22 protein-coding genes and 1 tRNA gene are annotated in these 23747 nt (G+C 55.3%); 11 read left to right on the forward strand and 12 right to left on the reverse strand.

Annotated elements, in window-relative coordinates; translation table 11 throughout:
* The first annotated feature begins 55 nt into the window (after positions 1-55).
* The 4 genes from L53_RS11125 (at position 56) to L53_RS11140 (ending at position 4627) form a co-directional block, all read left to right on the forward strand.
* Positions 56-1201 (forward strand): aminotransferase class V-fold PLP-dependent enzyme, encoded by a 1146-nt coding sequence (locus L53_RS11125; RefSeq protein ID WP_034815396.1) that lies wholly within the window; start codon positions 56-58, stop codon positions 1199-1201.
* A gap of 110 nt (positions 1202-1311) precedes the next feature.
* Positions 1312-1767, forward strand: a complete 456-nt coding sequence (locus L53_RS11130; protein ID WP_034815688.1) for a MaoC family dehydratase — start codon at positions 1312-1314, stop codon at positions 1765-1767.
* A gap of 147 nt (positions 1768-1914) precedes the next feature.
* Positions 1915-2325 carry a peptide-methionine (R)-S-oxide reductase MsrB gene (msrB, locus tag L53_RS11135; protein WP_034815689.1) on the forward strand — a complete coding sequence of 137 codons (411 nt, stop codon included), beginning with the start codon at positions 1915-1917 and terminating at the stop codon, positions 2323-2325.
* 58 nt (positions 2326-2383) lie between these two features.
* Positions 2384-4627, forward strand: a complete 2244-nt coding sequence (locus tag L53_RS11140) for a S9 family peptidase (RefSeq protein ID WP_233347770.1) — start codon at positions 2384-2386, stop codon at positions 4625-4627.
* A 61-nt stretch (positions 4628-4688) separates the two neighbouring features.
* On the opposite strand, the gene L53_RS11145 is transcribed toward L53_RS11140, so the two are convergent.
* The 6 genes from L53_RS11145 to L53_RS16455 all read right to left on the reverse strand — a co-directional run bounded on the left by L53_RS11145 (position 4689) and on the right by L53_RS16455 (position 8342).
* Positions 4689-4765: transfer RNA gene (locus L53_RS11145), tRNA-Pro, on the reverse strand.
* A 34-nt stretch (positions 4766-4799) separates the two neighbouring features.
* The gene (locus L53_RS11150) at positions 4800-5264 is read right to left on the reverse strand and encodes a MerR family transcriptional regulator (protein WP_051607861.1); all 465 of its coding nucleotides are present in this window, start codon (positions 5262-5264) and stop codon (positions 4800-4802) included.
* Positions 5265-5280: 16 nt separating this feature from the next.
* Positions 5281-5574, reverse strand: a complete 294-nt coding sequence (locus tag L53_RS11155; RefSeq protein WP_034815398.1) for an integration host factor subunit alpha — start codon at positions 5572-5574, stop codon at positions 5281-5283.
* 103 nt (positions 5575-5677) lie between these two features.
* The gene (locus L53_RS11160) at positions 5678-6649 is read right to left on the reverse strand and encodes a beta-ketoacyl-ACP synthase III (RefSeq protein WP_034815400.1); all 972 of its coding nucleotides are present in this window, start codon (positions 6647-6649) and stop codon (positions 5678-5680) included.
* Between the two features lie 23 nt (positions 6650-6672).
* Positions 6673-7698 carry a phosphate acyltransferase PlsX gene (plsX, locus tag L53_RS11165; RefSeq protein WP_084333377.1) on the reverse strand — a complete coding sequence of 342 codons (1026 nt, stop codon included), beginning with the start codon at positions 7696-7698 and terminating at the stop codon, positions 6673-6675.
* 92 nt (positions 7699-7790) lie between these two features.
* Positions 7791-8342: a ubiquinol-cytochrome C chaperone family protein gene (locus tag L53_RS16455; protein WP_156947902.1), complete on the reverse strand. Its 552-nt coding sequence runs from the start codon at positions 8340-8342 to the stop codon at positions 7791-7793.
* Between the two features lie 75 nt (positions 8343-8417).
* On the opposite strand from L53_RS16455, the gene L53_RS11175 reads away from it, so the two are divergent.
* Complete coding sequence (locus tag L53_RS11175) at positions 8418-8894, forward strand: outer membrane protein assembly factor BamE (protein WP_034815402.1); 477 nt, start codon at positions 8418-8420, stop codon at positions 8892-8894.
* A 447-nt stretch (positions 8895-9341) separates the two neighbouring features.
* Here L53_RS11175 and L53_RS11185 read toward each other — a convergent pair whose 3' ends face one another.
* Positions 9342-9527, reverse strand: a complete 186-nt coding sequence (locus L53_RS11185; protein ID WP_034815406.1) for a NepR family anti-sigma factor — start codon at positions 9525-9527, stop codon at positions 9342-9344.
* A 275-nt stretch (positions 9528-9802) separates the two neighbouring features.
* Here L53_RS11185 and L53_RS11190 point away from each other — a divergent pair, with 275 nt between their 5' ends.
* Positions 9803-10669, forward strand: coding sequence for an alpha/beta fold hydrolase (locus L53_RS11190; RefSeq protein ID WP_034815408.1), 867 nt, complete (start codon positions 9803-9805; stop codon positions 10667-10669).
* Positions 10670-10744: 75 nt separating this feature from the next.
* Complete coding sequence (locus L53_RS11195; protein WP_034815410.1) at positions 10745-11485, forward strand: SDR family NAD(P)-dependent oxidoreductase; 741 nt, start codon at positions 10745-10747, stop codon at positions 11483-11485.
* On the opposite strand, the gene L53_RS11200 is transcribed toward L53_RS11195, so the two are convergent.
* Both L53_RS11200 and L53_RS16460 read right to left on the reverse strand, forming a co-directional pair.
* Positions 11482-12648 carry a CaiB/BaiF CoA-transferase family protein gene (locus tag L53_RS11200; RefSeq protein ID WP_034815705.1) on the reverse strand — a complete coding sequence of 389 codons (1167 nt, stop codon included), beginning with the start codon at positions 12646-12648 and terminating at the stop codon, positions 11482-11484. The two genes, L53_RS11195 and L53_RS11200, sit on opposite strands and share 4 nt — an antisense overlap.
* A 145-nt stretch (positions 12649-12793) precedes the next feature.
* The gene (locus L53_RS16460; RefSeq protein ID WP_051607863.1) at positions 12794-13981 is read right to left on the reverse strand and encodes a glycosyltransferase family 2 protein; all 1188 of its coding nucleotides are present in this window, start codon (positions 13979-13981) and stop codon (positions 12794-12796) included.
* A gap of 195 nt (positions 13982-14176) precedes the next feature.
* Between L53_RS16460 and L53_RS11210 the strand changes: the two genes are divergently transcribed.
* Positions 14177-15223, forward strand: a complete 1047-nt coding sequence (locus tag L53_RS11210) for a glycosyltransferase family 2 protein (RefSeq protein ID WP_034815412.1) — start codon at positions 14177-14179, stop codon at positions 15221-15223.
* Here the strand turns inward: L53_RS11210 and L53_RS11215 are convergent.
* Complete coding sequence (locus tag L53_RS11215; protein WP_051607864.1) at positions 15188-16267, reverse strand: D-2-hydroxyacid dehydrogenase; 1080 nt, start codon at positions 16265-16267, stop codon at positions 15188-15190. The two genes, L53_RS11210 and L53_RS11215, sit on opposite strands and share 36 nt — an antisense overlap.
* A 247-nt stretch (positions 16268-16514) precedes the next feature.
* Here L53_RS11215 and L53_RS11220 point away from each other — a divergent pair, with 247 nt between their 5' ends.
* Positions 16515-18989 carry a TonB-dependent siderophore receptor gene (locus L53_RS11220; protein WP_051607865.1) on the forward strand — a complete coding sequence of 825 codons (2475 nt, stop codon included), beginning with the start codon at positions 16515-16517 and terminating at the stop codon, positions 18987-18989.
* A gap of 278 nt (positions 18990-19267) precedes the next feature.
* On the forward strand, positions 19268-20305 hold the full coding sequence (locus tag L53_RS11225; protein WP_198019798.1) for a LacI family DNA-binding transcriptional regulator: 1038 nt from the start codon (positions 19268-19270) through the stop codon (positions 20303-20305).
* Position 20306: 1 nt separating this feature from the next.
* Here the strand turns inward: L53_RS11225 and L53_RS11230 are convergent, their stop codons facing one another.
* Positions 20307-21287 carry a hypothetical protein gene (locus L53_RS11230; protein WP_156947903.1) on the reverse strand — a complete coding sequence of 327 codons (981 nt, stop codon included), beginning with the start codon at positions 21285-21287 and terminating at the stop codon, positions 20307-20309.
* A gap of 126 nt (positions 21288-21413) precedes the next feature.
* Entirely contained in the window at positions 21414-22664 is a 1251-nt protein-coding gene (locus L53_RS11235; protein ID WP_034815418.1) for a sugar MFS transporter, read from the reverse strand.
* Positions 22665-22752: 88 nt separating this feature from the next.
* Here L53_RS11235 and L53_RS11240 point away from each other — a divergent pair, with 88 nt between their 5' ends.
* Positions 22753-23643, forward strand: a complete 891-nt coding sequence (locus L53_RS11240; RefSeq protein ID WP_034815711.1) for an ROK family protein — start codon at positions 22753-22755, stop codon at positions 23641-23643.
* Positions 23644-23747 lie beyond the last annotated feature (104 nt).

Here is a 23747-nt window from a genome sequence, read left to right on the forward strand (position 1 = left end):
TGAGCAGAATATGGAGGCGCTTCCCCTCATTTTTCTTTCACGCTAGGGAAGAAATATGAGCGTCATTCCAAACCAGCGCCATTTGTTCGATATCCCGGACGATGTTGCCTATTTCAACACAGCAACGATGGGACCGATGACGACAGCCTCGGTCGAAGCCGGTAAAGCCGGACTGGCCCGGAAGCTGCGGCCCTGGTCTATTCAGGACACAGACTTCTTTGCGGATACTGCGCGCCTCCGTCCCCTACTGGCCCAGTTAATCCATGCTGACACCGACGGCATCGCCTTTGTCCCATCTGTGAGTTACGCGCTAGCCACGGCTGCCGCCAACATAAGCTTGGCAGAAGGTCAGGAAATTCTTGTCTTGGAGGACCAGTTTCCCTCGAATGTTTACGTGTGGCGCGCCTTGGCGGAGTCTACCGGCGCCCAGCTGAAAACCATCACCCGCACGGGCAGTTCGACTCTGTCCGACTGTCTTCTCAACGAAATCGGGCCCAATACCGGACTTGTGGCTTGCGCTCATATTCGCTGGACCGACGGTGCATTGGTCGATGTCGCGGCGGTCGGCAAAAAATGCCGGAATTATGGGGCCGCCTTCGTGCTGGACCTGACCCAAAGCTGCGGTGCACTGGATTTCAATACGCAAAATGTTCAACCCGACTTCGTGGCAGTCGCCGGTTACAAATGGCTGCTCGGTCCCTATGCGACCGGCTTCCTATATGCGGCCCCAAAACATAGATCGGGCCGTCCATTGGAGCAGAATTGGATCAACCGGAAAGGCGCCTCCAATTTCGCGAGGTTGATTGACTATTCTGACGAATTCGGAGCCGGGGCCGAACGGTTTGACATGGGGGAGCGTTCGAATTTCGCACTACTTCCAGCCTTCGAAAGCGCCGTTCGCACAATTCTGGATTGGGGCGTCGAAAACGTGGAGCGCACGCTTCGCGCCCGCAATGCCGACCTGTCGCAAAGGCTCAATTCAGTTGGAGTGTTGTGCCCTCCAGAGGCCGAGCGCGGCCCCCACTATCTCTGCCCCTTACTGCCGGACTCTGCGCCCGAAGACCTGACGGCACGCCTGAAGGCCGAAGGAATTTTTGTGTCTTGCCGAGGCGACCGGTTGCGCATCACTCAGCACCTCTTCACGAATGACAAAGACACCAACCGGCTCGTGGAACGCCTCGCTTATTTCCTCCGATCCTGAGCAGCTCAGCCGGTACCTGCTCTGCTACAATCTGCACTTGCCGCTCGGTCAAGCTTGCCGAGACGTCAATCGCACGCCAAAACAGGGAAAATTTCTAATTGGAGGAAAACATGGCGGACCCACGCACAGTTGCATATGACGATCTCGAATCCCTGGCTGGCCAGGAAGTCGGCGTGTCCGATTGGCACACAATTGATCAGGATCGCGTCAATATGTTTGCCGAAGCCACGGGCGATCATCAGTGGATCCATGTGGATGTCGAACGCGCCACGAAGGAACTCGGCAGCCCCATTGCGCACGGCTTCCTGACCCTGTCGCTGCTGCCAATGCTGGGCTCTGAAGTCCTGCGCGTCTCCGGCACGACACGCGGCATCAATTACGGCTCCGACAAGGTCCGGTTCACGAATATGGTGCCGGTCGGCTCCAAGGTGCGCCTGCGCCAGAAATGCCTGTCGGTTGAGCCGAAGGCTGGCGGCAAGCAGATGAAGATGGAAGCCACGGTGGAAATCGAAGGCCAGGAGCGCCCCGCGCTGGTCGCAGAATCCATTACGGTTCTGTACGGCTAGTTTCAACGCCCATTCCCAAACCATTCAAGGGATTGCTCTCCGGCGATCCCTTTTTCTTTGCCGCTTTCCCTCCAGATTGCATCACCTATCATGGTGTGATGCTCCGAACCGCCTATATGATACGCGAATACTCTCATGGAGCTCATGATGACAAAAGCCAGGATTCAGCGGTCCGACCGCGAATGGCGCGAGATACTGACTGAAGAGGAATATCGCGTCGGTATTAAAGAAGGTACCGAGCGTGCCTTCACGCCCGGCAATCACAATGACGAACACCGCGAGGGACTCTTTCACTGCAAGGGGTGCGATACGCCGCTCTGGTCGTCTGAGCACAAATTCGAGTCTGGAACGGGATGGCCGAGTTTCTGGCAGCCAGCAAGCGAAGGCGTGGTTGCGACCAAGACCGACTTCAAGATGATCTTGCCGCGCACTGAATGCCATTGTGCAATCTGCGGCATGCATCAGGGACACGTTTTCAAGGATGGGCCGCCGCCCACCGGAGAACGTTGGTGCATCAACGGCGTCGTTCTTGAGTTCAAACCGACCAAACAGGCCTAGACACGATCAGAAGCAGCTGGTCCTATCGAGGCTTGCTCACAGCTTCGGAGTCTTTGATATGCGCCTCCTTCCCCTTTTCATGATCAGCGCTGCCGCGATGGCGCTTACGACCGGATGCACCATGACTGAAACCCCTCCCCCAGAACTGACCCAGGCCGACACCTCATCGCCGAATGCGCAAGCGGCGGCGCCCCTCACATCGCCAGTTGCCCCGCGCATTGATCATGAAATCACGCAGGTTGGGCGGACCCGCAACGATCCCTATCACTGGATGAAGGATGAGAACTGGCAAGAGGTCATGCGCGACCCAAGCGTCTTGCGCCAGGATATCCGCGACTATCTCGAAGCGGAAAACGCTTTCACAAAGGCAGCACTTGAGACTCCAACCACTGCCCTGCGCGATGAACTTTTCAAGGAAATGCGAGGACGCATCAAGGAAGACGACAGCTCGGTTCCCGAGATTAACGGTCCTTACGCATATTACACCCGCTACCGTGAGGGTGGCGAGTATCCGATTATAGCCAGAAAACCTGCCGAAAAGGCCTTTGACCCCGATGCTGAAGAAACCATCCTTTTGGACGGGGACGCACTTGGAAAGGAAGAGGACTATTTCTCATTCGGCGGTATTGATACCTCACCGGACCACAGTCTGATCGCTTATGCGACGGATACGCAAGGCAGTGAGTTTTATACAATTCGTCTAAAGAATATCGAAACTGCCGAAGATCAAAGCGTCAGCATTGAGAATGCCTATGGACCGTTTGAATGGAGCGCAGATGGAAAGCGGATTTACTGGATCCATCGCGATGAAAATGCGAGGCCGGATTCAGTCTGGCAAAGAGACCTCGATACTGGTGAAGACACACTGATCTACAAGGAGAATGATCCAGGAGTCTTTCTCAGCATCAACAAGAGTGCGAGCGAAGAAGTAATATTCATTGGAGCGTCCAGCCATACGACGTCTGAAGTCTACTGGTTCCCCGCCGACGAGGCAGATCCGGCACCCCGAATTATCGCGCCACGCCAGACCGACAGTGAATACAATGTCGTTCACTGGGACGGTCAGTTCTACATCTATACCAATCTCGACGGTGCCGTAGACTTCAAATTGATGCGTGCCCCGATGGAGTCGACCAGTCGCGATGCGTGGGAAGAAGTAATTCCACACCGGCCGGGCACCCTGATCCTGGGAATACAACCTCAAAAGGACTTTCTCGCCATCATGGAGCGCGAGAACAGCCTGCCACAGATTGTCATTCGGGCGCGTGAGGACGGCTCCAGCCACAGGATCAATTTCGAGGAGGCGGCATATTCGCTGGGCCTCGACAGCGGATATGATTTTGCGACGCCAATCCTGCGATTTGAATATTCGTCCCCAACGACGCCGGACCAGGTATTCGACTATGACCTGAACACACGTGAACGCACGCTTCGCAAGACGCAGGAAGTGCCATCCGGTCACAACCCCGAAGACTATGTTGCCGAGCGATTGATGGCGCCCTCATGGGACGGGGTGGAGGTGCCCATAACGCTACTGCGCCACAAATCCACTCCCGTTGATGGATCGGCGCCGCTGCTGCTCTATGGTTATGGTTCATACGGAATCACCTACCCAGCTGACTTCCGCACCAGCCGGCTCAGCCTTGTGGACCGCGGCGTGATCTATGCGATCGTGCATCCTCGCGGCAGCATGTCCAAGGGGTATCAATGGTATCTTGACGGCAAGCTCGAAAAGAAATCGAACACGTTCAAGGATTTCATCGCGGCCGGACATTATCTCGTCGATCAGGAATATACGTCCGAAGGCAACATCGTTGCCTATGGCGGATCTGCCGGAGGACTTCTCATGGGTGCGGTCGCAAACATGGACCCGGAACTGTTTGGCGGCATTATCGCAGCCGTACCATTTGTCGATGTTGTGAATACCATGTCTGACGAAAGCCTGCCGCTGACGCCGCCGGAATGGCCGGAATGGGGCAACCCACTTACGTCCGCCGAAGATTACGACACGATCATGGCCTATAGCCCATATGACAATGTAGCCGACAAGCCATATCCGCCCATGCTCATCACTGGCGGCCTGTCGGACCCGCGTGTCACCTATTGGGAGCCCACAAAATGGGCTGCACGCCTGCGCCACGATGCGCCCGATGCTGGCCCTTACTTTCTGCGCATCGAGATGGAAGGCGGCCATGGCGGTGCATCCGGTCGCTTCGAAGGCCTGAAGGATATCGCGCTCGATTATGCCTTCGCTCTTGCGGCCATGGGCAAAGTTGATGGTGTGGATTTTAAAGAAGAATAGTCCGGCCCGGATGCCGCCACTTCACGCCCAATTCAATCCCCTGATTGGATTGGGTGATGAATGGTCGGAGCGATAGGATTCGAACCTACGACCCCTCGCCCCCCAGGCGAGTGCGCTACCGGGCTGCGCCACGCTCCGACACCGGCGGCTTGTACCCATGTCTTATGTGGGTTCAGGCTGCGCGAGTCTGGCGAACCGCGTCGAGCCGAGCTTTCAGGTCTTTCAGTTCGACCAATGTATCCTGAAGGCGCTCTCTGGGATCGCCTGATACTTCACCCGCCACATCCGCCTGGAACGCGTCTGCCACGCTTTTCTGAAGCTCGCGCGCCGGGCTCGTGCCGAGCGTTGCTGCTCCGGAGAGGACCGCTGGGACACCCTGCTCGGCAAGCAATGCCTTGGCACCTTTGAGCGTCATTCCTTTTTCGTGCACGAGAGTCTGGATGGCCCGGAGCGCATCCAAGTCCTGCGGACGGAACATGCGGCGACCATCGGCGCGCTTGATCGGACGGACATCCTTGGTGAATTTGGTTTCCCAATATCGGATCACATGTGTCTCGAGCCCAAGCTCGCCTGCAGCCTCGCCAATCGAACGGAATGCCTGAGCTGATTTGGTGACGCGGGCTCGGTTTGCCGACATGAGGGATCCTTCCTGACTATTTGTGGTCCACCAATGATTTCAACATTGGTGAAGGGCGGAAGGTGACGACGCGGCGCGCGGCGATGACAGCTTCCTGCCCGGTTTTCGGGTTGCGGCCTTCCCGTGGCGCTTTTGATCGCACCACAAAATTACCGAAGCGAGAGAGCTTGACCTCATCCTGAGTTTCCAGAGCCGACCCGATCAATTCCAGCGTTCTGTCCAACAAGTCCGAAGACTCTTGGCGAGTCACACCGACTTCGCGGACGATGGCATCCGTGACTTCTGCCCTGGTGACGGTCTGATTGCTCATGGGATTCTCCCGCTCCGGTTAATGGTTAAACGCGTTTCGTTAACGGATCCCTAGCGAAACCGTTGCGTCAGTTCTTTGATAATGCTGATTTTTGAGGATCAGGCTAGAGGCGGAAAAGGCTCGCACCCCAGGAAAATCCACCGCCCATTGCTTCCGAAAGAATCAAGTCGCCCGGTTTAGCGCGGCCCGTTCGAACGGCATGATCCAGCGCGAGCGGAATGGACGCTGCAGATGTGTTGGCGTGCTGGTCGACCGTGATGATGACTTTTTCATCATCAATTTTCATCCGTTTCGCCACGGCGTCGAGAATGCGCTTATTGGCTTGATGAGGTACAAACCAGTCAATCTGCTCAGAGCTCAGACCAGTTTCATCCAGCACGGCCTGGATCGCCGAGGAGATGTTGGCGACAGCATGGCGGAATACCCTGTTTCCTTCCATACGCACGTGACCGATCGTTCCCGTCGAGCTTACACCACCATCTACATACAGCAGATCGGATTTCGTACCATCGGTCCGTATATGATGTGTGATTATCCCGGCATAATCAGCGCCAGTCCACTCCTCAGCTTGCAGCACGACCGCACCGCCGCCGTCGCCGAAAAGAACGCAAGTTCCCCGATCTGACCAATCCAGAATGCGCGTGAAGGTTTCGGCTCCAATCACGAGCGCGGAATTGAACAGGCCCTGCTTAAGCATGGAATCGGCGGTCGCGAGCGCGAACAGGAAACCTGAGCATACCGCCTGAACGTCAAAAGCTGCGCCATGATCCATGCCGAGCTTGGCCTGAACAGCGGTGGCAGTCGCGGGGAATGTCTGATCGGGCGTGGTGGTGGCCAACACGATCAGGTCTATATCGTTCGCTTGAAGGCCTGCAGCCTCTAGCGCACGTTTCGCCGCTGCGGCCGCAATGTCGGACGTGACTTCGCCGTCAGCCGCAATATGTCGACGTCGAATTCCGGTGCGCTCCACGATCCAGTCGTCGGTCGTCTCGACCATTTTCGACAGGTCCTCATTTGTCAGGACCTTCTCTGGCAGATAGCTGCCGGTTCCACGGATAAAACTGCGCCGCGCCATATCTTGCCTATCAATAGGACGGCCTATTCGGCCGCCATACCTTTCGTTCTGATTTTCTCGAGATTGGCCGCAACCTCATCCCTGAAGTGACTTGCCGCGAGATCGGCTGCCAACTCGCAAGCCCTGGCAAAGCCTCTACTGTCTGTGCCGCCATGACTTTTTACCGACACGCCGCCCAAGCCCAATAGCACACCGCCATTTACATTGCTCGGATTCATCTGCTCTCGCAGACCTTTCAAACCACCCATGGCGAGCAATGCGCCGATCTTGGACAGGACGCTGCTTGTCAGCGCTTCACGCACGCGTGTTCCCAACATACGGGCAACGCCTTCGCCAGCCTTGAGCGCGACATTTCCGGTAAAACCATCAGTTACGATGACGTCGACGGTACCCGATGAAATGTCATCGCCTTCGATAAAGCCATGATAGGCAAGGTCGAGCCCGGAATTGCGCAACCATTCGTGCGCCTCACGGATCTCGTCATGCCCCTTCATCTCCTCGGAGCCGATATTGAGGATACCTATGGTCGGCTTCTCGATGCCAAGAATGGCTCGTGCATAAGCTTCGCCCATAATCGCGAAGGTAACGAGTTGTGCCGCGTCCGCTTCAAGGTTTGCGCCGACATCCAACACGACGCTCCGCCCCCGAAGAGTCGGCCACGCCGCTGTCATTGCCGGACGGTGCACGCCATCCATCTTGCGCAGGACCAGCATGGAGATTGCCATCAAGGCACCCGTATTGCCCGCCGAAACCGCAGCGCTCGCGCGGCCATCTTTAACGTCATGAATAGCATTCCACATTGAAGATCCCTTGCCGCGCCGAAGGGCCTGGCTGGGCTTCATGTCGCTGGTCACATGAAGATCGGTGTGAACAATTTCGATACGCTCCGACGGTTTGGACAGGAGCGGCTTCAGCTGAGCTTCGTCGCCATGCAGACGCACGGAGGCATCCGGACGCGCGGCAAGAAAGAGCTCTGCGCCCGCGACCGTCACATCGGGGGCCTGGTCGCCCCCCATTGCGTCAATTGCCAGTATTAGGCCTTGGGCCATTGGGCTTTCGTGCTCCACCAGTTCGTTCGGGATACTTTTCGGTGTTTACGGCGCGCCTCTGACATTGGCAACGCCGGGGATGTGAACGATGGCTAATCTTGACCCGGCAGCTGCCAGGACAATTTGCCGGCGAGCACATCATCGTCCGTTGCAGCGGCAAAGCACGTCGCATTGTGTAACAAAAAGGCTGCAAGCAGGGGTTCCCGGCCCGGCGCGCTTATCCCGTTTCGTTTGGCACATTCAGACACGGTTTGATGGATCTCCGAATGAGGAACGCTCATGGCCTCCATCAAGGCCTTGCCGAGACCATAGTGCAGCTCCGCCAGTTTTCGAACCTTGCGAGCAATAGACGAATCACCGACCCCCAATTCGCGGAACGCTGCGTCAAAACCATCCAGCACCAAACGATTCACATGTTCGGCGGTCTTTCGTGCGCGGGCCGAGTCGATGTGCTTCAATCGTCGTATGACCAATGTCGCGCTTGCCGTAATCATCGCAGCACGGCCCTCGAATGTGTCCCGCGCCGCCCCCTGCTCGTACAAGACCGGCTGCAGCGCGGCGGCGGCGAGGTCTGTGTAGAGCATGTGGGCTGAGGCCTGGACCGTGCCCCCGCGCCCACTCCAGAGATTGCGAAACCCGACCACACCTGCACTCCTTCGCTTGCCAAGACCGGCCACCAACAGCTAGGTCTTTCAGAACGAATTAACAGGAGTAGTCCTATGTCGCGATGTGCGATACTGGCACTGTCACTACTGGCTCTGCCCCTTACAGCTTGCTTGACGCCATCGCGCGATTATCACGGCTATGTGGCGGACGAAGCTCAGCCGCGCGAAATGAAGCCAGGCGAAGATACTCGCTCCAGCGTGTTGGCCCAACTTGGGTCGCCCTCCACCACCAGCATCTTTGACGAGAACACCTGGATCTACATGTCCGAACTTCAGGAGCGCATTGCGTATCTGAACCCGAAGGTGAAAACACGCAGCGTCGTCGCCATACGCTTTGGGGAAGACGACAAGGTGGAAGAAGTCGTCGAATATGATCAGGATGCTGGCCAGATCGTGAATTATGCGTCGCGTGAAACGCCAACTCGCGGCCGGGAGCTTGGCTTCTGGGAGCAGATCTTCGGTACGATCGGCGCGGTTCAGCTGCCACGCACCAATGAAGCCACGCCGGACAATCCGACCGGTCGTCGTTAGGCAACTCGCCTCTTGGCTCCAAAGCAAAAGATGCAGCCCATATAGGGACCGCTCTATCCCGCTTGGAGTGAATTATAGAAAAGTAACTCGCCTCTTGGCGGATTTCGGGGTAGTCTTGGCTTATTCCGTCACGATTTGGCGAAAGGCGACGCGATAGACGTTCCAGCCTCAGGCGGAAAAGGTGTGTATTTGTGTGGAATTTCGGTTCCGAACGAACAACCTTGAAGCAGGAGGATGGTGATGGTCTGGAGACTACCTCTCTTAAACAGGACCTTGAAGTCGCTGCAAAAATCGAGTGAACAGTCATCAACACAGATGTTGGCGACGGACGATATCCAAAAGCGCTATGAAGCGGTCAAGTGCTTGGCCAAGCAGCGTTTGGATCGTGCAGACAGGCTGATTTTCGAGGAAGATATCCCTCAACAATTTGGCTGAGGCCAAGCGTCTTCAGTCCTTGCGCTTAGTCTGTTTTGATTCCTGAGCACGCAGCTCATCCAAAAGATCCAACATGGATTGTGGGCACGGCTCCGCGAGAACTTCCGCATAGGCTTCGCGCAATGCCGCTCCAAGTTTGGCGGCACGCTTGATGCGTGCGACATCGTGTTCTCTTAGATGCTTAGCGACCGCTTTCACGCTGCCCCTCCCAGTGCGCTCCCCAGATTCCGATCATCCATTCTGACCATAATCACGCCAAAAAAATATATGGTGGAAGCTTTAATATGCTCTTACCATTCTCCCTTTAGGCGAAAAATATTCTCGAGCTTTGCCTGTGTATCGCCCATGCATTGCTGTCACCACCTCTGTCCTTGCTTGGCGAAAAAGCTGTTTCACTCGTTTAGCCGTCGCCAGAGGCGCATGCCGCTACGGAGAGACTGGACAAGCTTGGCGAGGCCCGAAACTATAGCCAGATGATACATGGACCAACCTCCCAAACCTATATTTCGCAACGCCTTCGTCTTCACTATGTGGATTGGGGCAATGAAACCGCTCCGCCCTTGATTCTCTTGCATGGCGGACGAGACCACTGCCGTAGCTGGGACTGGGTTGCCCAGGAACTTCGCAAGGATTGGCATGTCATCGCCCCCGACTTGCGAGGGCATGGTGATAGCGCTTGGTCGGCCGATGGCGAATATTCCGCGCGGGCCTGCCTGTACGATTTTGCTCAACTCATCCATCAGAAAAAACTCGCACCGGTTACGATTGTTGCCCACTCCTACGGCGGCAACATCGCGTTGCGGTATTCCGGCATCTATCCAGAGAATGTACGCAAATTGGTGGCCATTGAGGGTCTGGGCCCCTCCCCCAAAATGCTGAAAGAGCGGTTTGGACGCCCGATCGGCGAGCGCATGCGCGAATGGATCGGTTCCAAGCGCGGCATGGCCGGGCGGACGCCAAAAAAGTATGGCAGCCTCGAAGAAGCATACACGCGCATGAAGGATGAAAACAGCTATCTCAATGACGAGCAGGCGCGACACCTGACCCTGCACGGGATCAGCCAGAATGAAGATGGCACATGGTCGTGGAAATTCGACAACTATTTTCGCACGTTCCCGCCCTACGATATGGCGCAGGAAGATGTGGAGCAGTTGTGGGGAGAAATCACTTGTCCGACTTTGCTGCTCTATGGAGAAAAAAGCTGGGCATCGAACCCCGCAGAGGATGGCCGGATCGAGAAGTTCAACACGGCGACCGTCAAACTCTACAAGGATGCCGGTCATTGGTTGCACCATGACAAGTTCGAACAATTCATGGGCGACTTGAAGGCATTTCTCTGATCGCCTGCCCCGAGGACAGTGCTGGCGCACAGGCGCAACTGCACTAAGCTCTCCAAAAATACTGGAGGGATAGCCATGAACGATCCACTATTGAATTTCGAAGGCAAGGTTGCCCTGATTACCGGCGGCAGTCGCGGACTGGGATACCAGATGGCAAAAGCGCTTGCTGCACGCGGCGCAGATATCATCATAGCCAGCCGCAAAGTGGATGCCTGTGAAGCGGTGGCTGAAGAGGTTCGGGCAATGGGTCAGCGTGCTCTCGCCGTAGGTGCACATTGCGGGAAATGGGACGAGATCGATAAGCTGATCGAAGCGGCATACGCCGAATTCGGGCGCGTCGACATTTTGATAAACAATGCCGGCATGGGGCCGCGTATGCCGAGCCATGAGATGCCCGAAAGTCTGTATGACAGTGTGCTGAACTTGAACCTGAAAGGACCCTATCGTCTGGCCAGCATCATCGGTCAGAAGATGAAAACGCAGGGCTCTGGCAGCATTCTCAACATCTCTTCGATTGCCTCCCTCCAGCCGCTGGCCCAAGTCGTTCCTTACAGCGCGGCCAAGGCTGGTCTCAACGCGATGACGATTGGCATGGCCAAGGAGTATGCGCCGCACGTTCGTGTAAACTGTATCTGCGCAGGCCCCTTCCTGACCGATATTGCGGACGCATGGACCGACGAAGCCCGCCAAACAGCGGATAACGCCCTTCGTCGCCCTGGACGCCCCGAAGAAATCGTATCGGCTGCCCTTTATCTATTGAGCGACGCGGCCAGTTTCTCCACAGGATCCGTGATTTCGGTAGATGGCGGGACCTAGTCAATCCCCAATCCCAACTCGGACAATACGAGCTCCGTATGTTCGCCAATTCTTGGAGCCGGAGCGATTTCTCGCTGCTGCGTGCCTCGAAAAGTGACGGGTGGCTGCGTTTCCCAATAATGACCTTCCGTCGGGTGCTCGCGTCGTTGAAAGAAGCCTGTCGCCACAAGATGCGGGTCTGATTGCAAATCCGGAAAATCGTTCACACGGGCCGCCGGAATATCTGCTTTGCCCAACGCGTCAATCCAATACTCCGTAGTCTGCTTGTCGAAATATTCCTGTACGCGCGACATCATATAGTCCTGATTGAAAAACCGCCCCTTTCGATCGGCGATGCGCTCGTCTTGCAACTCTTCCGGGGCGCCCATGACCTCGAAAAGCTTGATCCAGCGTGCGTCGACATATGGCGCGATTACGATCCAGCCATTCGACGTCTTGAGCGGCTGACGAGAGGGGTCAACCTGACGCTGATACAGGAATGGTCCGACCGGTGGATCGAACTCAGCCTCATAGAAATGCTCCTCCAACAGGAAGTGCGTTACGCATTCGAACATTGGTACTTCAACATGGACTGCCTCGCCCGTGCGGTCGCGATGGTGAAGTGCCGCAAGCGTTGCATACATTGCGTGCATTCCGGAAACCTTGTCTGCGAAGGCGGTTGGAATAAAGCGCGGTCGCTCGTTTCCGTCGACCTTGGGCAGCAGCATGGTTGCGCCCGACAGACCCTGAATCAGGTCATCATAGGCAGGGCGACCTGCATAGGGGCCGTCCGATCCGAAGCCCAAACAATGGACATAGACAATGTCGGGCTTGACTGTACGGACCTCTTCGAAAGTCAGGCCGAGGCGCGCAACGGCATCCGGGCGGATATTGTGGATGAAGACATCGCTCTGCTCGATCAGCTTCCTGATCGCGGCCTTGCCGTGTTCAGATTTCAAATCCCAGACGACCGAACGCTTGCCTCGATTAATCGTTAAATGGCATGGCCCCATGCTGCGATTGTTTGCAGGCTTGCCAACATTGCGGAAGTCATCTCCTCCCTTCGGCTCTACCTTGACGACATCTGCGCCCATGTCCGCCAAGGTCTGCGTGCAATAGGGACCGAAAATGACCGTGGTCATGTCCGCAATCTTAATGTTCGACAGCAGGTTGGTGCCTGGCATGTTGCGCATCCTCCAAATTCAGTCTTGCTGCGGTTGGCGAGCCGCAGTTGCTTACAAGGCAAGTAGACGGGGTGTCGTTAGGACAGACAAGCCGGATCAGGGTTGTTTCCACGCATAAATACCCTGCGCGAGGATACGCCATGTTTCAGATTGCGCTGGCCAGTCGAGAGACCCCGGTTCGGACCCCCAGTCGCACACCTGTCAGGCGCCAGAAAAGCCCCCAATACGCCCGGGCGCGCTTGAAATCACGTTCCGACAGCTGGATGCGAATTCGATAAGTCAGCAACCCCGCAATCCGTGACAAGGCTTCATTCCGATCTTCCAGCGGTGCTAGGACATCTCTGACCCGGTCCATCCATTCCGGATGCTCTACCAGTTCATCAAGGCCATACCTGCATCCAAGCAGGCCGCCAAGGATGTGGCCTTCCAATGGCTTGAGCGGACTGAATTGATCAGCGTTCACGGCTCCGCGGAGTGCCTCTATCGCACTGGGCCACAACTTCTTGCGCGCCGCGATTACTGCCTTCTGAAAAAAGGCCTGGCGAGCGTTTAACGGATCACCCTGACCACCACGGAGCTCATCCAGCGAAAGTGTCGGCAGTATTCGCTCCATTAATCCAGTGTCTGCAGCGCACCAACGGGCATATCGTGTATCCGCGGCATAGCGGATATCACTCGGACCGCGTGGGCCCTCATGTTGCCGCTGGAGCAGCGTCACCGCATCGACCCGACGCGCGTCATAGAGGCGCGCGAGTTCTATCAGTACCGCATAATCCTCTGACACCGTTATATGTTCAGGCAACGGACCGATTTCCTCGTAGCAGGATTTCCTTACAAGCAAGCACGGTTGGCCGGTGATGAAACAATCCTCGAGCACATGCACAAAGAATGATCGCCCGTCTTCTGGCGGGTAAGGGAACGTCTTTACATACTCGGTCCGACCGGTGCTCGCGTTCACGGAGAATTTTTGCAACGCACCATACGAGATATTTGTCTCCGGACTCTCCAAGAAAGGTGCGATTAGGTTCTCTAGCGCATCAACAGGTGCGATGTCGTCATCATCCATGATCCAGATGAGGTCGCCTCTTGCGCAAGTGAGTCCAACATTCAGGGCTGAGAGTTTTCCACCATTCGCCTTCTTCAAGTACCTGACTTGCCGCTCATACGCCGCAACCACACGATCCGTCTCGTCGGTAGAGCCGTCGTCAACAACAATGATCTCTTCAATAGGCCAAGTCTGCGCCAACAGGCTATTGATACTTTCCGCAATCAGATGGGCCCGATTAAAGGTCGGAAGAATTACGGTTACGGATGGAGCGGCAACAGAAGTCATGTAAATGCTTGGAACTCAACGACATGCAAGAGGAATGATAATCCGGACAGCGCAATATTTGAGCCAAAGAAATTGATGTTCTTCCAGATTTCGGTATGAAAATCGCATGAGGATGCTCATGTTTTTCTAGTCACCTCCCCACGATTCACTGTATTTGAACGTCGTTTTTCTCGAAAAGAAAGCAAATTCGCACAAATGAACAACGAAATCACGCCTTCGCAAATTGCCCGTGTAACGATTGTCGTTTCACCGAGAGAGCGTTTCGAACAGGCTGAGATGTCGTTGAAGTCCTGCTTTGACGTCACAGATACACCGTTCGAAATGGTCTACATCGACGGGGGCACGCCGCGAGAAATAGCATGTGTCTTGAAGACCGAAGTGGAAACGCGGGGACACACTTACATCCGGCGGGACGGGTTCCTGACGCCCAACGATGCTCGCAACACGGCGCTGCCTTTCATAAACACCGAGTACATAGCATTCATCGACAATGATGTTGTTTTTCAGCCCGCGTGGCTGGACGCTCTGATCCAATGTGCAGATGAAACCGGCGCAGGACTGGTAACCCCCACTATTCTGGTTGGACCAGCGGCCAGAATGCCGGACCTCAGCATTCATCATGCTGGCGGCATTCTCGAGATTGACGAGGGTGAGAATGGCAAAACCATTCACCGCCGTCATGGTTTCGAACATCAACCTTACCTGGCCACCAAGAACGACCTCGTTCGGCAGCAAACAGGTTGCACCGAATTTCATGTTGTTCTGGCGCGAACAGAAATGATCCGTGACATTGGGCCTTTTGATCCGAACCTTGTTGGGTTCACCGACGAAATAGACATGGCACTGATGGCGCGCAAGAAAGGCTGGAAGATCTTTTACGAACCGGCGTCGGTTGTGGCCTACGCAGTTGGCAAGAAGCTTACCTGGCGAGATCGACCCTATTTCTGCGTTCGCTGGAGTCGTGGCCGAGTCATGCGTGCCGAGAGATATTTCTACGATAAATGGGGGTTGTCGCATGACTTCGAAAGGCAGGAGAATTTTTTGCGCGACCACAAGCGTCACGCTTTCCCTTTCAAGAAACTTCAAAAACTGGCTGGGTGGCGAATTACCGTTGCGACAACTGACTTGGTCTGTGAAGCTGTTTCCGCCTTGGCGTCTCGGCGCCTTATCAGGCCGGATCCGTCACCATCTGTGCCTCAATCCCAATTAGCCAATCCAACGCCCGAATCTGTTCCAGGCTGACAACAGACGGTGGCGTCCGCGAAACTGTCTGGTTTCAGGGGCACACGAGAACACATCATCTCTCGAGAAACGATGAAGCAGGTCGTCTCCCTTCAAGTACCGGGCGTAGTTTTCCTCGACTATATCCAGCGTGCGGGAAGTTCGATCCGGCATTTGCGGTGTGAAATGCGGCGTGATCATTATGTTTGGCGCTGACCAAAGCCGATGCCATGGAGGAAGCGGCTCGTAGGGGTCTGTTACGTCCAGTCCCGCGCCTGCCAGGTGTCCGGACTCCAATGCCAAGATCATTGCCCCCTCATCGACAAGCTGTGCACGCGCAACATTGATCAAATAGCTTCCCGGCGACATCGCAGCAATTTCACGCGCCCCCAGCATTCGATAGCTGTGGTCATTGAGCGACGCACACATCACCACGAAATCCGAATCCCGCACAGCATCCAGCAAGCTATCCCCGCGCGTAGCGCTATACATTTGCACGCCCGGGACTTTGGCCGGAATATCTTTCCGCCGATATGCCCTGATATTCATATCAAAGCTCTGGCATTGACGGGCAAGGCACTCTCCTGTCGCCCCATAGCCTATGATGGATATGCTTCGGCCATTTAGCCCGCGTAAGGTATCTTGATCCTGAATGCCCCAGACGCGGCGCCGCTGGGCGCGCGCAAGGGTCGATGCCCTGTACACGAGCGAGAGCATGAAGAAGACAGCGTGTTCAGCGAGCACCGGACCAGACCGGCCCTTCGAAGAAGTCACAACAAGATCGCTGTCACTCAGCCTCTGTGGTGCATAACCATCGAGGCCAGACTGGTCGCAATGCACCCATTTCAGCTTGGGCGCAGCAAGATAGCGATCATCCATCACGCCATCAATCAGGGCGACTTCGCAAGTCTGGAGAGCCGTGTCGATGGCGACTTGATCCTCTCGCTCGACGAAAACCAGTTCAGCAGGCGCAAAGATCTCTTGAAGGCGTTCGCGATGTTTCGCGGACCACGGAAGTCGTGCCATGATCTTTGGTCTGGACTCCAGGAGTTTGCGTGTTGTCATGACTAACTTCCAAGGATGGGCAATTGCACCGATGCGAAATTCTGCTGTAAACTGAAAAGAGCAAGAAGTGCGCCGTTTCTCTTCAACTATCGTCTCATTCGCACTCTTCCCTTGGTGAACCCATTGCAATCGATTGTATTTATGTATTGCAATCGATTGTATTTTGATATTATGAAGAGCCAACCGGGACGTGCCGGTCTAGAAATCGACTGGTGCACACACCAGCAGTGATAGGGAGGAAAAAGTCATGTCGATTGTTCGCAATACACTTTTGCTTGGTGCTGGCGCATTTGCCCTGGCGAATGGCACCGCGTTCAGCCAGGAATCTCTGAGTTCAACTGAAGCAGAGGCTCGGCAACAAACCGTCATCGTGACCGGTATCGTGAAGGCAGGCGGTCAAAACCGACTCGACAGCTCCATTTCTGTCAGCAGTCTCAATCAAGACGAGCTGATGAAGACCGCCCCGCGCAGCACCGCAGAAATCTTTCGCGCCCTGCCCGGCATTCGTGCCGAGAGTTCCGCCGGCGGCGGTAACTCCAATATAGCGGTCCGAGGAATGCCGCTATCCACAGGTGGGGCAAAGTATGTGAGCCTTCAGGAAGACGGGCTGCCGATACTGTTGTTCGGAGATTTCGACTTCGCGCCAGCCGATGGCTTCTACAAAGTGGACGGTACACTTGACCGCGTTGAGTCAGTTCGGGGCGGTACGGCCTCTACGCTGACCACAAACGGCCCTGGCGGCATCATCAACTTCATTTCCAAAACTGGAAGCACAGAAGGTGGTTCGATCGCACTCAGCACGGGACTCGATCATGATGATTACCGGGGAGAATTCGAGTATGGGGGCGCGCTGACTGACACTGTCTACTTCCATGTTGGAGGCCATTGGCAACAAGGTGGAGACTATCGTGATCTTGGCTTTGATGCGGTCAGTGGCGGTCAAATTCGCGCCAGCCTCACCAAGGAATTCGAGAACGGCTTCATACGCGTGAACTCGAAGTGGCTGGACAAAGCCGACGCGACATACATGCCACAAGCTGCTGGTCTGTCTGGTGATGAAGTCACCGACAGCATCGCTGGCTTCTCAGCGACGAATGACAGCCTGCACAGCCCCTACATTCGGAATGGACGCGATGTTGATGGCAACAATACCGTCAACAATTACGACCTTGCAGATGGCATCCGCACACAAATCAAGTCTCTAGGTGTTGAGGTAAACTTCGATATTGGTGCAGGAATAAATCTGGACGCCAAGGCCCGTTACCAAGACATCTCAGGCTATTTCAACGCTCCTTTCACGCACTTTGTGGGCGATGCCGATACTGTTCTGGCATCCACTTATGGCGGCGCGTCAGGGAGCTTCTTCAACGGTCCCGGCGCGGGCAATCCGGTGACCTCCGCATCGCTGGCGGCCGCGACGGGCAACCCCTATATCTCGGAAGTTGCCTACTTCAACACCGACCTCGACGATATGAGCAATTTCGCGAGCGAGTTGCGCGCCTCCAAATCGCTGGCCTTTGAAGGCTCTTCATTGGACCTGACAGCCGGCTACTTCTTCATGAATCAGAAGTTCGTTCAGGATTGGCACTGGAATCGGTTCCTGACATCAACCGACACCAATGCGGCTTTGATCGACGTGAATGGCTTCACCGACAATGGAATTCTTGGCTACAATCAAGCGTTCGGTTGGACGGGCACCAACCGCAATTATGACCTCGAATATCAGGCCCGCGCACCTTTTGTTGCAGGAAGTTGGGCACTTGATAACGGTCTGACGATTGACGGTTCAGTGCGCTTCGACACGATAGAGCAAACCGGCACACGCACCGAAGGTGCTGGCGGCGCATTTGATGTAGATGGCGACGGCATTATTGACGCCCCGGAAATGATGGTATCGCTCAATACTGGCCAAGGTGGCATCGCCAACTTCGAGGTAGACCACACCTCCTTCACTCTCGGTGCGAACTATCTGGTTTCAGATACACTCTCCGTATTCGGACGCTACAGCGACGGTGCGGCCTTCAATGGCGAGCGGCAATTGTTCAATTCGCTAAATGCAGGTGGCGGACTCGTCCCTGGTGGTGAAGAGACATATGTCGATGAGACGGAACAATTCGAAGCAGGTGTGAAATGGCAAGAATCCAGTGACGCCATTCCGGGACAGCTTGACCTCTATGTCACCTATTTCAATGCAGAGACAAAAGAGGACAATTACGAAATCACGACCATGACGGCGCTGGGCAATACCTATGTCTCGCAGGGAATCGAAACTGAATTCAAATATGGTTATGGCGGCCTGGACCTGGCAGGATCGGTGACCTTCACTGATGCCGAAATAGACGATAGCGATACCGCGCCTGCCAATATCGGAAACACGCCGCGCCGTCAGGCAGATTGGATCTGGTCCCTTACACCAACTTACACGATCGACGGCCTGGGGCGCATCGGAGTGAACTTTACCGGCACCACGGACACATATGTCGATGATGACAACGTCTATGTGATGCCCGGCGCAACGATTACAAATTTCTTCGCTGATTGGGACATCACCGAACAGGCTACCTTGTCCGTTGGCGTGAACAACGTGTTTGACAAAGTCCTGTTCACAGAAGCCGAGAACGGCCGAGTGTTCGACACCGATGGCGATGGTGCTGCAGATGTCATCGTTGCCCGCTCGATCAACGGCACCTCCGCGACTGCAACTCTCAGATACCGCTTCTGATTGCCTCCTGCATTGTAGCTGAGACAGCCAGTCCTTTTCGGAGCCTGCCATTCACACTGGCAGGTTCCCATCTTTTCAGGACGAGGTGCTAGCCACTCCCACAGTTACTTCTGCAAGATCACATAATTTCGAGGTCTCGCTATTCCCTTTGTGACTCAGCTTGATTTATAATGGATAATTCGCCCTGTGTGCGGGACACATCGGTCCTTATATGCCCGTTTAATCGGCAATTCAGGCTGCAGAGAACAAGACGTCATGACGAGAGGAATTCAGGCGACATGAGCGAGCACGCAAGTAAGTCGCACCGAAAGATGACTATGGCAGAGCTCGCCAAGTTGGCCGAGGTTGATGTCTCGACGGTTTCGCGCGCTCTGAACGATAGTCCGTTGGTGAAGGAAAAGACCAAGCGTCTGATCCTCGATATCGCGGCCGAGACCGGCTATGCAGTCAATGCCTCGGCGCGAAATCTTAGGCGCCAATCGTCCGAGGCAATCGGAATAGTCATCCCGCTTCGACCGGAATCTGGCCAGACTATCTCAGACCCCTTCTATCTGGAAATGGTCGGAGCGGTCAGTCAGGCCGCCTCAAAAAATGGCTATGACCTGATCGTGAGTATTCCACGTGAAGACGAAACAATCGCGGAACGCCGCCTGCTGCAGACGGGTAAAGCTGACGGCCTGATCGTGATCGGCCAGGCAGGCATGTCGCAACGGCTTGAAGAGCTTGGACCGCTGGGTCGCAAAGTCGTTGTCTGGGGTGGCAACGCTGGTCACCTAAATTACACACTTGTCGGAAGTGACAATGTCGAAGGCGGTCGACTTGCGGGTGACCATCTCCTTTCGATTGCTCGAAAACGTATATTGTTCCTGGGGCCGGGTCGCCTTCCTGAGGTCCAGCTGCGATACAATGGACTTCTCAAGGCACATGACGAACGTGGCGTACGCTGGGACGATACGTTGACTCTGGACATTGAATTCGGCGCGAAAAATGCGTTCGAGGAAGTTCTTCAATTTTTGGATTCGGGCAAGAAATTTGATGCCATCTTTGCCGCCTCGGATGTTTTGGCAATGTCCGCTTTGCTGGCGCTCAATGCACGCGGCATTTCTGTGCCAGATGATGTAGCTGTGGTCGGTTACGACAATATTGCACAAGCTGGTATGGCAACCCCGTCACTCACGACAATTGACCAGAACATAGCCCGTGGCGGCGAACTGATGGTGGAAAAACTACTCGCTCAACTGGCCGGTGAGACTGCCAAGTCGGAGTTGACGCCCACGCAGCTGATCATTCGTGAATCAAGCGGTGGATCGCGCTAGGCTACGCTGCTGGACCAGACACCAAAGTCAGAGAAATGTTTCGCACTGGCGGAAAACTCAGCTGCTTCTCCGGGCCCGCTTGCTCAGTAAACGGACCGAGTACGCTCAACGTACCCGCCACAAGATCATGGTCCACAAGACTACATCCGAACATGCCATCAAGGCCTGTCAGCACGCTGCCAGACACCAGCGCTGACTCCCATTGCCCATCCAATGATGCTGATGTGTACAGTCTTTGCTGAAACTCAACTTCGCTATCAGGCTGGCCTTCAAATTGGCGATTGCAAGCTGATACGAGGAGTAGCCAGAGATTCGATGCTTTGTCGTGATAGAGTTTCGGGACTTCAGACTGAGTATATTCGGCTGCGTCGGGCAGTTCGATCGGAGGCAGCAACTCCGTCATCGAGACGCCAGCCGGCCCTTCCGTGAGTCGCGCGCGCGCTATGGCAGGCCTCGTTGGTCCGATCTTGGCAGACCAGAAGGCATTGAGTTCGTCATTGTGATCCCGCACCAGGAACGGATCGCGCCAAGCCATTATGGGACCGCCCTCTTCCCCAGCCCGGTCACCCAGTCTATCCAGTGGCCCCAGATAAAACCCCAGGCGGGTGATCTGGTCATAGTCGCGCAGGGGACAACTGATCGCGGCAGCAGGCACAGTGGTCATGGCATCCGGTGTTGGGCCTGCCCCTACACAAATAGTCTGGAGGAAAGTTCGCGCCGGGGAGATGTCACGGACCCCGGTATATCCGAAGAGGGTTTGGCCCGTTTTTCCCATGATGGCAGAACCACTCCACACGTTGAACGCATCTGCGCCATCGGACGCGCCGCCGGGCTGGATCGCCACACCTTGATCGCGCCACGAGAGACCATTGTCGGCTGAACGGAAATGCCGAATATGAAAGGAATGGTCGTTGCGCTGCGGCGGCAGGATTGGTGATCCATCGAAGTCCGTCCGACTGAGCGCCAGACAGTATAGATGCAAGTGCCCTTCCCCCGACTGAATCGTCCAAGAGTCCCACAACCAAAGGTCTGGATGACGAATGTCTCCCGAAAAGGATAGATCGCATGGATCAGGGATCGGCGCTGTACGGCGACTCATAAACTATCCTCAGGAATATTCCGACTGGTCTGCAGCCTTGAGAGCGGCCGCTGCAGGGTTTGCAATCCAGTTCACAAGCCCCATCACGAACAATAAGCCTGCAAAGCCTGTCGCGAGGACGAAGCCAATCCGCATGTCGCCTCCGCCAAACCTATCACTGGCCACCGCCATCAACAGAGGCGCAAAAGCCGCCGACGCGGCCGTAAAAAACAGGATCAGTCCTGCGACTGCGCCATGATCACTCTTTGGAAAACAGCTGATGCCCTTGGAGTTCAGAGTCGGATAGATCATCGACATGAACAGGCCCGATAGCGGCAGCAGGAAAACCGCCGCAGATTTACCGATCAGCGCACTTGCGAGGAAACAGCCAAAAATGATCGCCGCGAACGCAAGCATTACCAGCTTCCAGTCAACGATGCGGAGAATCCAAGCCCCAAGAAACCGTCCGACAGCACGCAATACAAAGAAAATCATCACCGCATATGCCGCAAACATCATGGCGGTGTTGGTTCCGGTGAACCCTTCGAGAAAGGTTGGCAGCCAAACAAAGATAGCGACTTCGCAGGCGACATAGAGGGCGATGGCCAAGGAAAAACCAAGCGCGTGCGCATTGCCCAAAAGTGACAGCGTGTGTCGTACCGACGCTGGCGTCTCCTTCTCACCGGTAATGGGTGGATACTCTGTCACCAACGCAGCGATGATCATCAGCGCGCACAAACACGCGGCTATCATGTACAGCCAGGTCCAGGACAAGCCCTGGCCCGTCAGCCACACTACCAGCAATGGACCTATGATGGCCCCGACGCCGAAGAAGCCTTCGACGGCGTTCATACGTGACGTGTGATCATCCGTGGAATTCGCGAGGTCTCCAACCAACGCCAATGCGGAGGTCTTGAATACACCGATGGCGAGGCCAGAAATGAAGAGCAGGGTAAAGTAAAGCTGAAAAGACTGGCCTGTCATGAAAAGTGCGCTGGCGACGCCATACATTGCCAAACCACCTATGATCGTCTTCTTGCGTCCGAAGCGATCCGCAAGGAAGCCCAGACCGATCCCGCTCATGGCAATCGCAATCATTGTTGCCCAATGAAACGCGCTCGCCTCAGTATTGGAAAGATTCATGTCCACACGCGCGATCTTGATGATCTCGCCGACCGCATCGGTCGTCATGGCGAACATAAAGAACATCGCGTAAGTGAGTGCGGAAACGAGCGCTACTGAGACGCCCTTTTTGCCAGACCCTACTTGTGTTCTTGTCATCTTGTTGTCTCCTCCGCGATTGTGATAACAAAAATACAATCGATTGCAAATGAATATTCGAAGTTCTGAAATGATCGGGGATCGGGTTATGTCGACCAGAAACTTTCGCGGCGGAATCGATGCTGGCGGCACCACGTTCAAATGTGGCATCATGGACTATAATGGTAACATCGTTCAGAAGTTTCGCGTCAAAGTCTCGACACCAGACGAAACTATTTCCAGCTGCATCAATTTTTTTCGGCCCGTTTTCGAAACCGAACGCCTGTCTTCGTTCGGAATCGCCAGCTTCGGGCCGATCGATATCGATCCGCGGTCCTCAACTTATGGCACCATTTTACAAACACCAAAGCCCGGTTGGTCCCTAACCGACCTCAAGACCGCGTTCGGCTCTGCTATGGGCGTATCTGTTCGCCTGGACACAGATGTGAACGGCGCTCTAAGGGCAGAGATGGCATACGGAGCAGCAAAGCATGTGGACTCCGCTGCCTATGTCACTATTGGCACCGGTATTGGCGCAGGAGTTTTTGCCAATAATCAGCTCTTGGCACACCCCCACCATCCAGAGTTTGGCCACATACCTGTGAACCGTCATCCCTTCGACTCAAGCTTCAATAGCGTTTGCCCATATCATGATGATTGTCTGGAAGGGCTTGCCTCCGCCACGGCGGTGCACGCCCGGGCCGGCGAGCCTACTGCACTGCCACAAGACCATCCTGTTTGGGACGTCACGGCTGATTACCTGGCTCAGGCGTGCCGCAGCTTGTTCCTGACAGCCCGCCTGAACCGAATCATTCTGGGCGGAGGGCTTATGCTGGCGCCGCACCTTCTGAGCCGCATACACGTCGAATTCGTTCGTCAGATGAACGGCTATCTCGGGATGGATTACCCGATTGCCGAAGACCTCATTTGCACTCCGGCCTTGGGAGATGATGCCGGTCTGATCGGCGCGATCTTGTTGGGAGGTGACGCAGAACACTAGAATTTGCGCACTCATAGTTCAGCAAATACAGAGCACACCAAAACGCTCACTATGCTGATTTCCTCCAATTGCTCGCGCCAACTACCAGCTGGCAGTTTGCTTCA

Origin of the sequence: Hyphomonas sp. L-53-1-40, from assembly GCF_000682775.1 — a bacterium.
Lineage (GTDB): Bacteria > Pseudomonadota > Alphaproteobacteria > Caulobacterales > Hyphomonadaceae > Hyphomonas.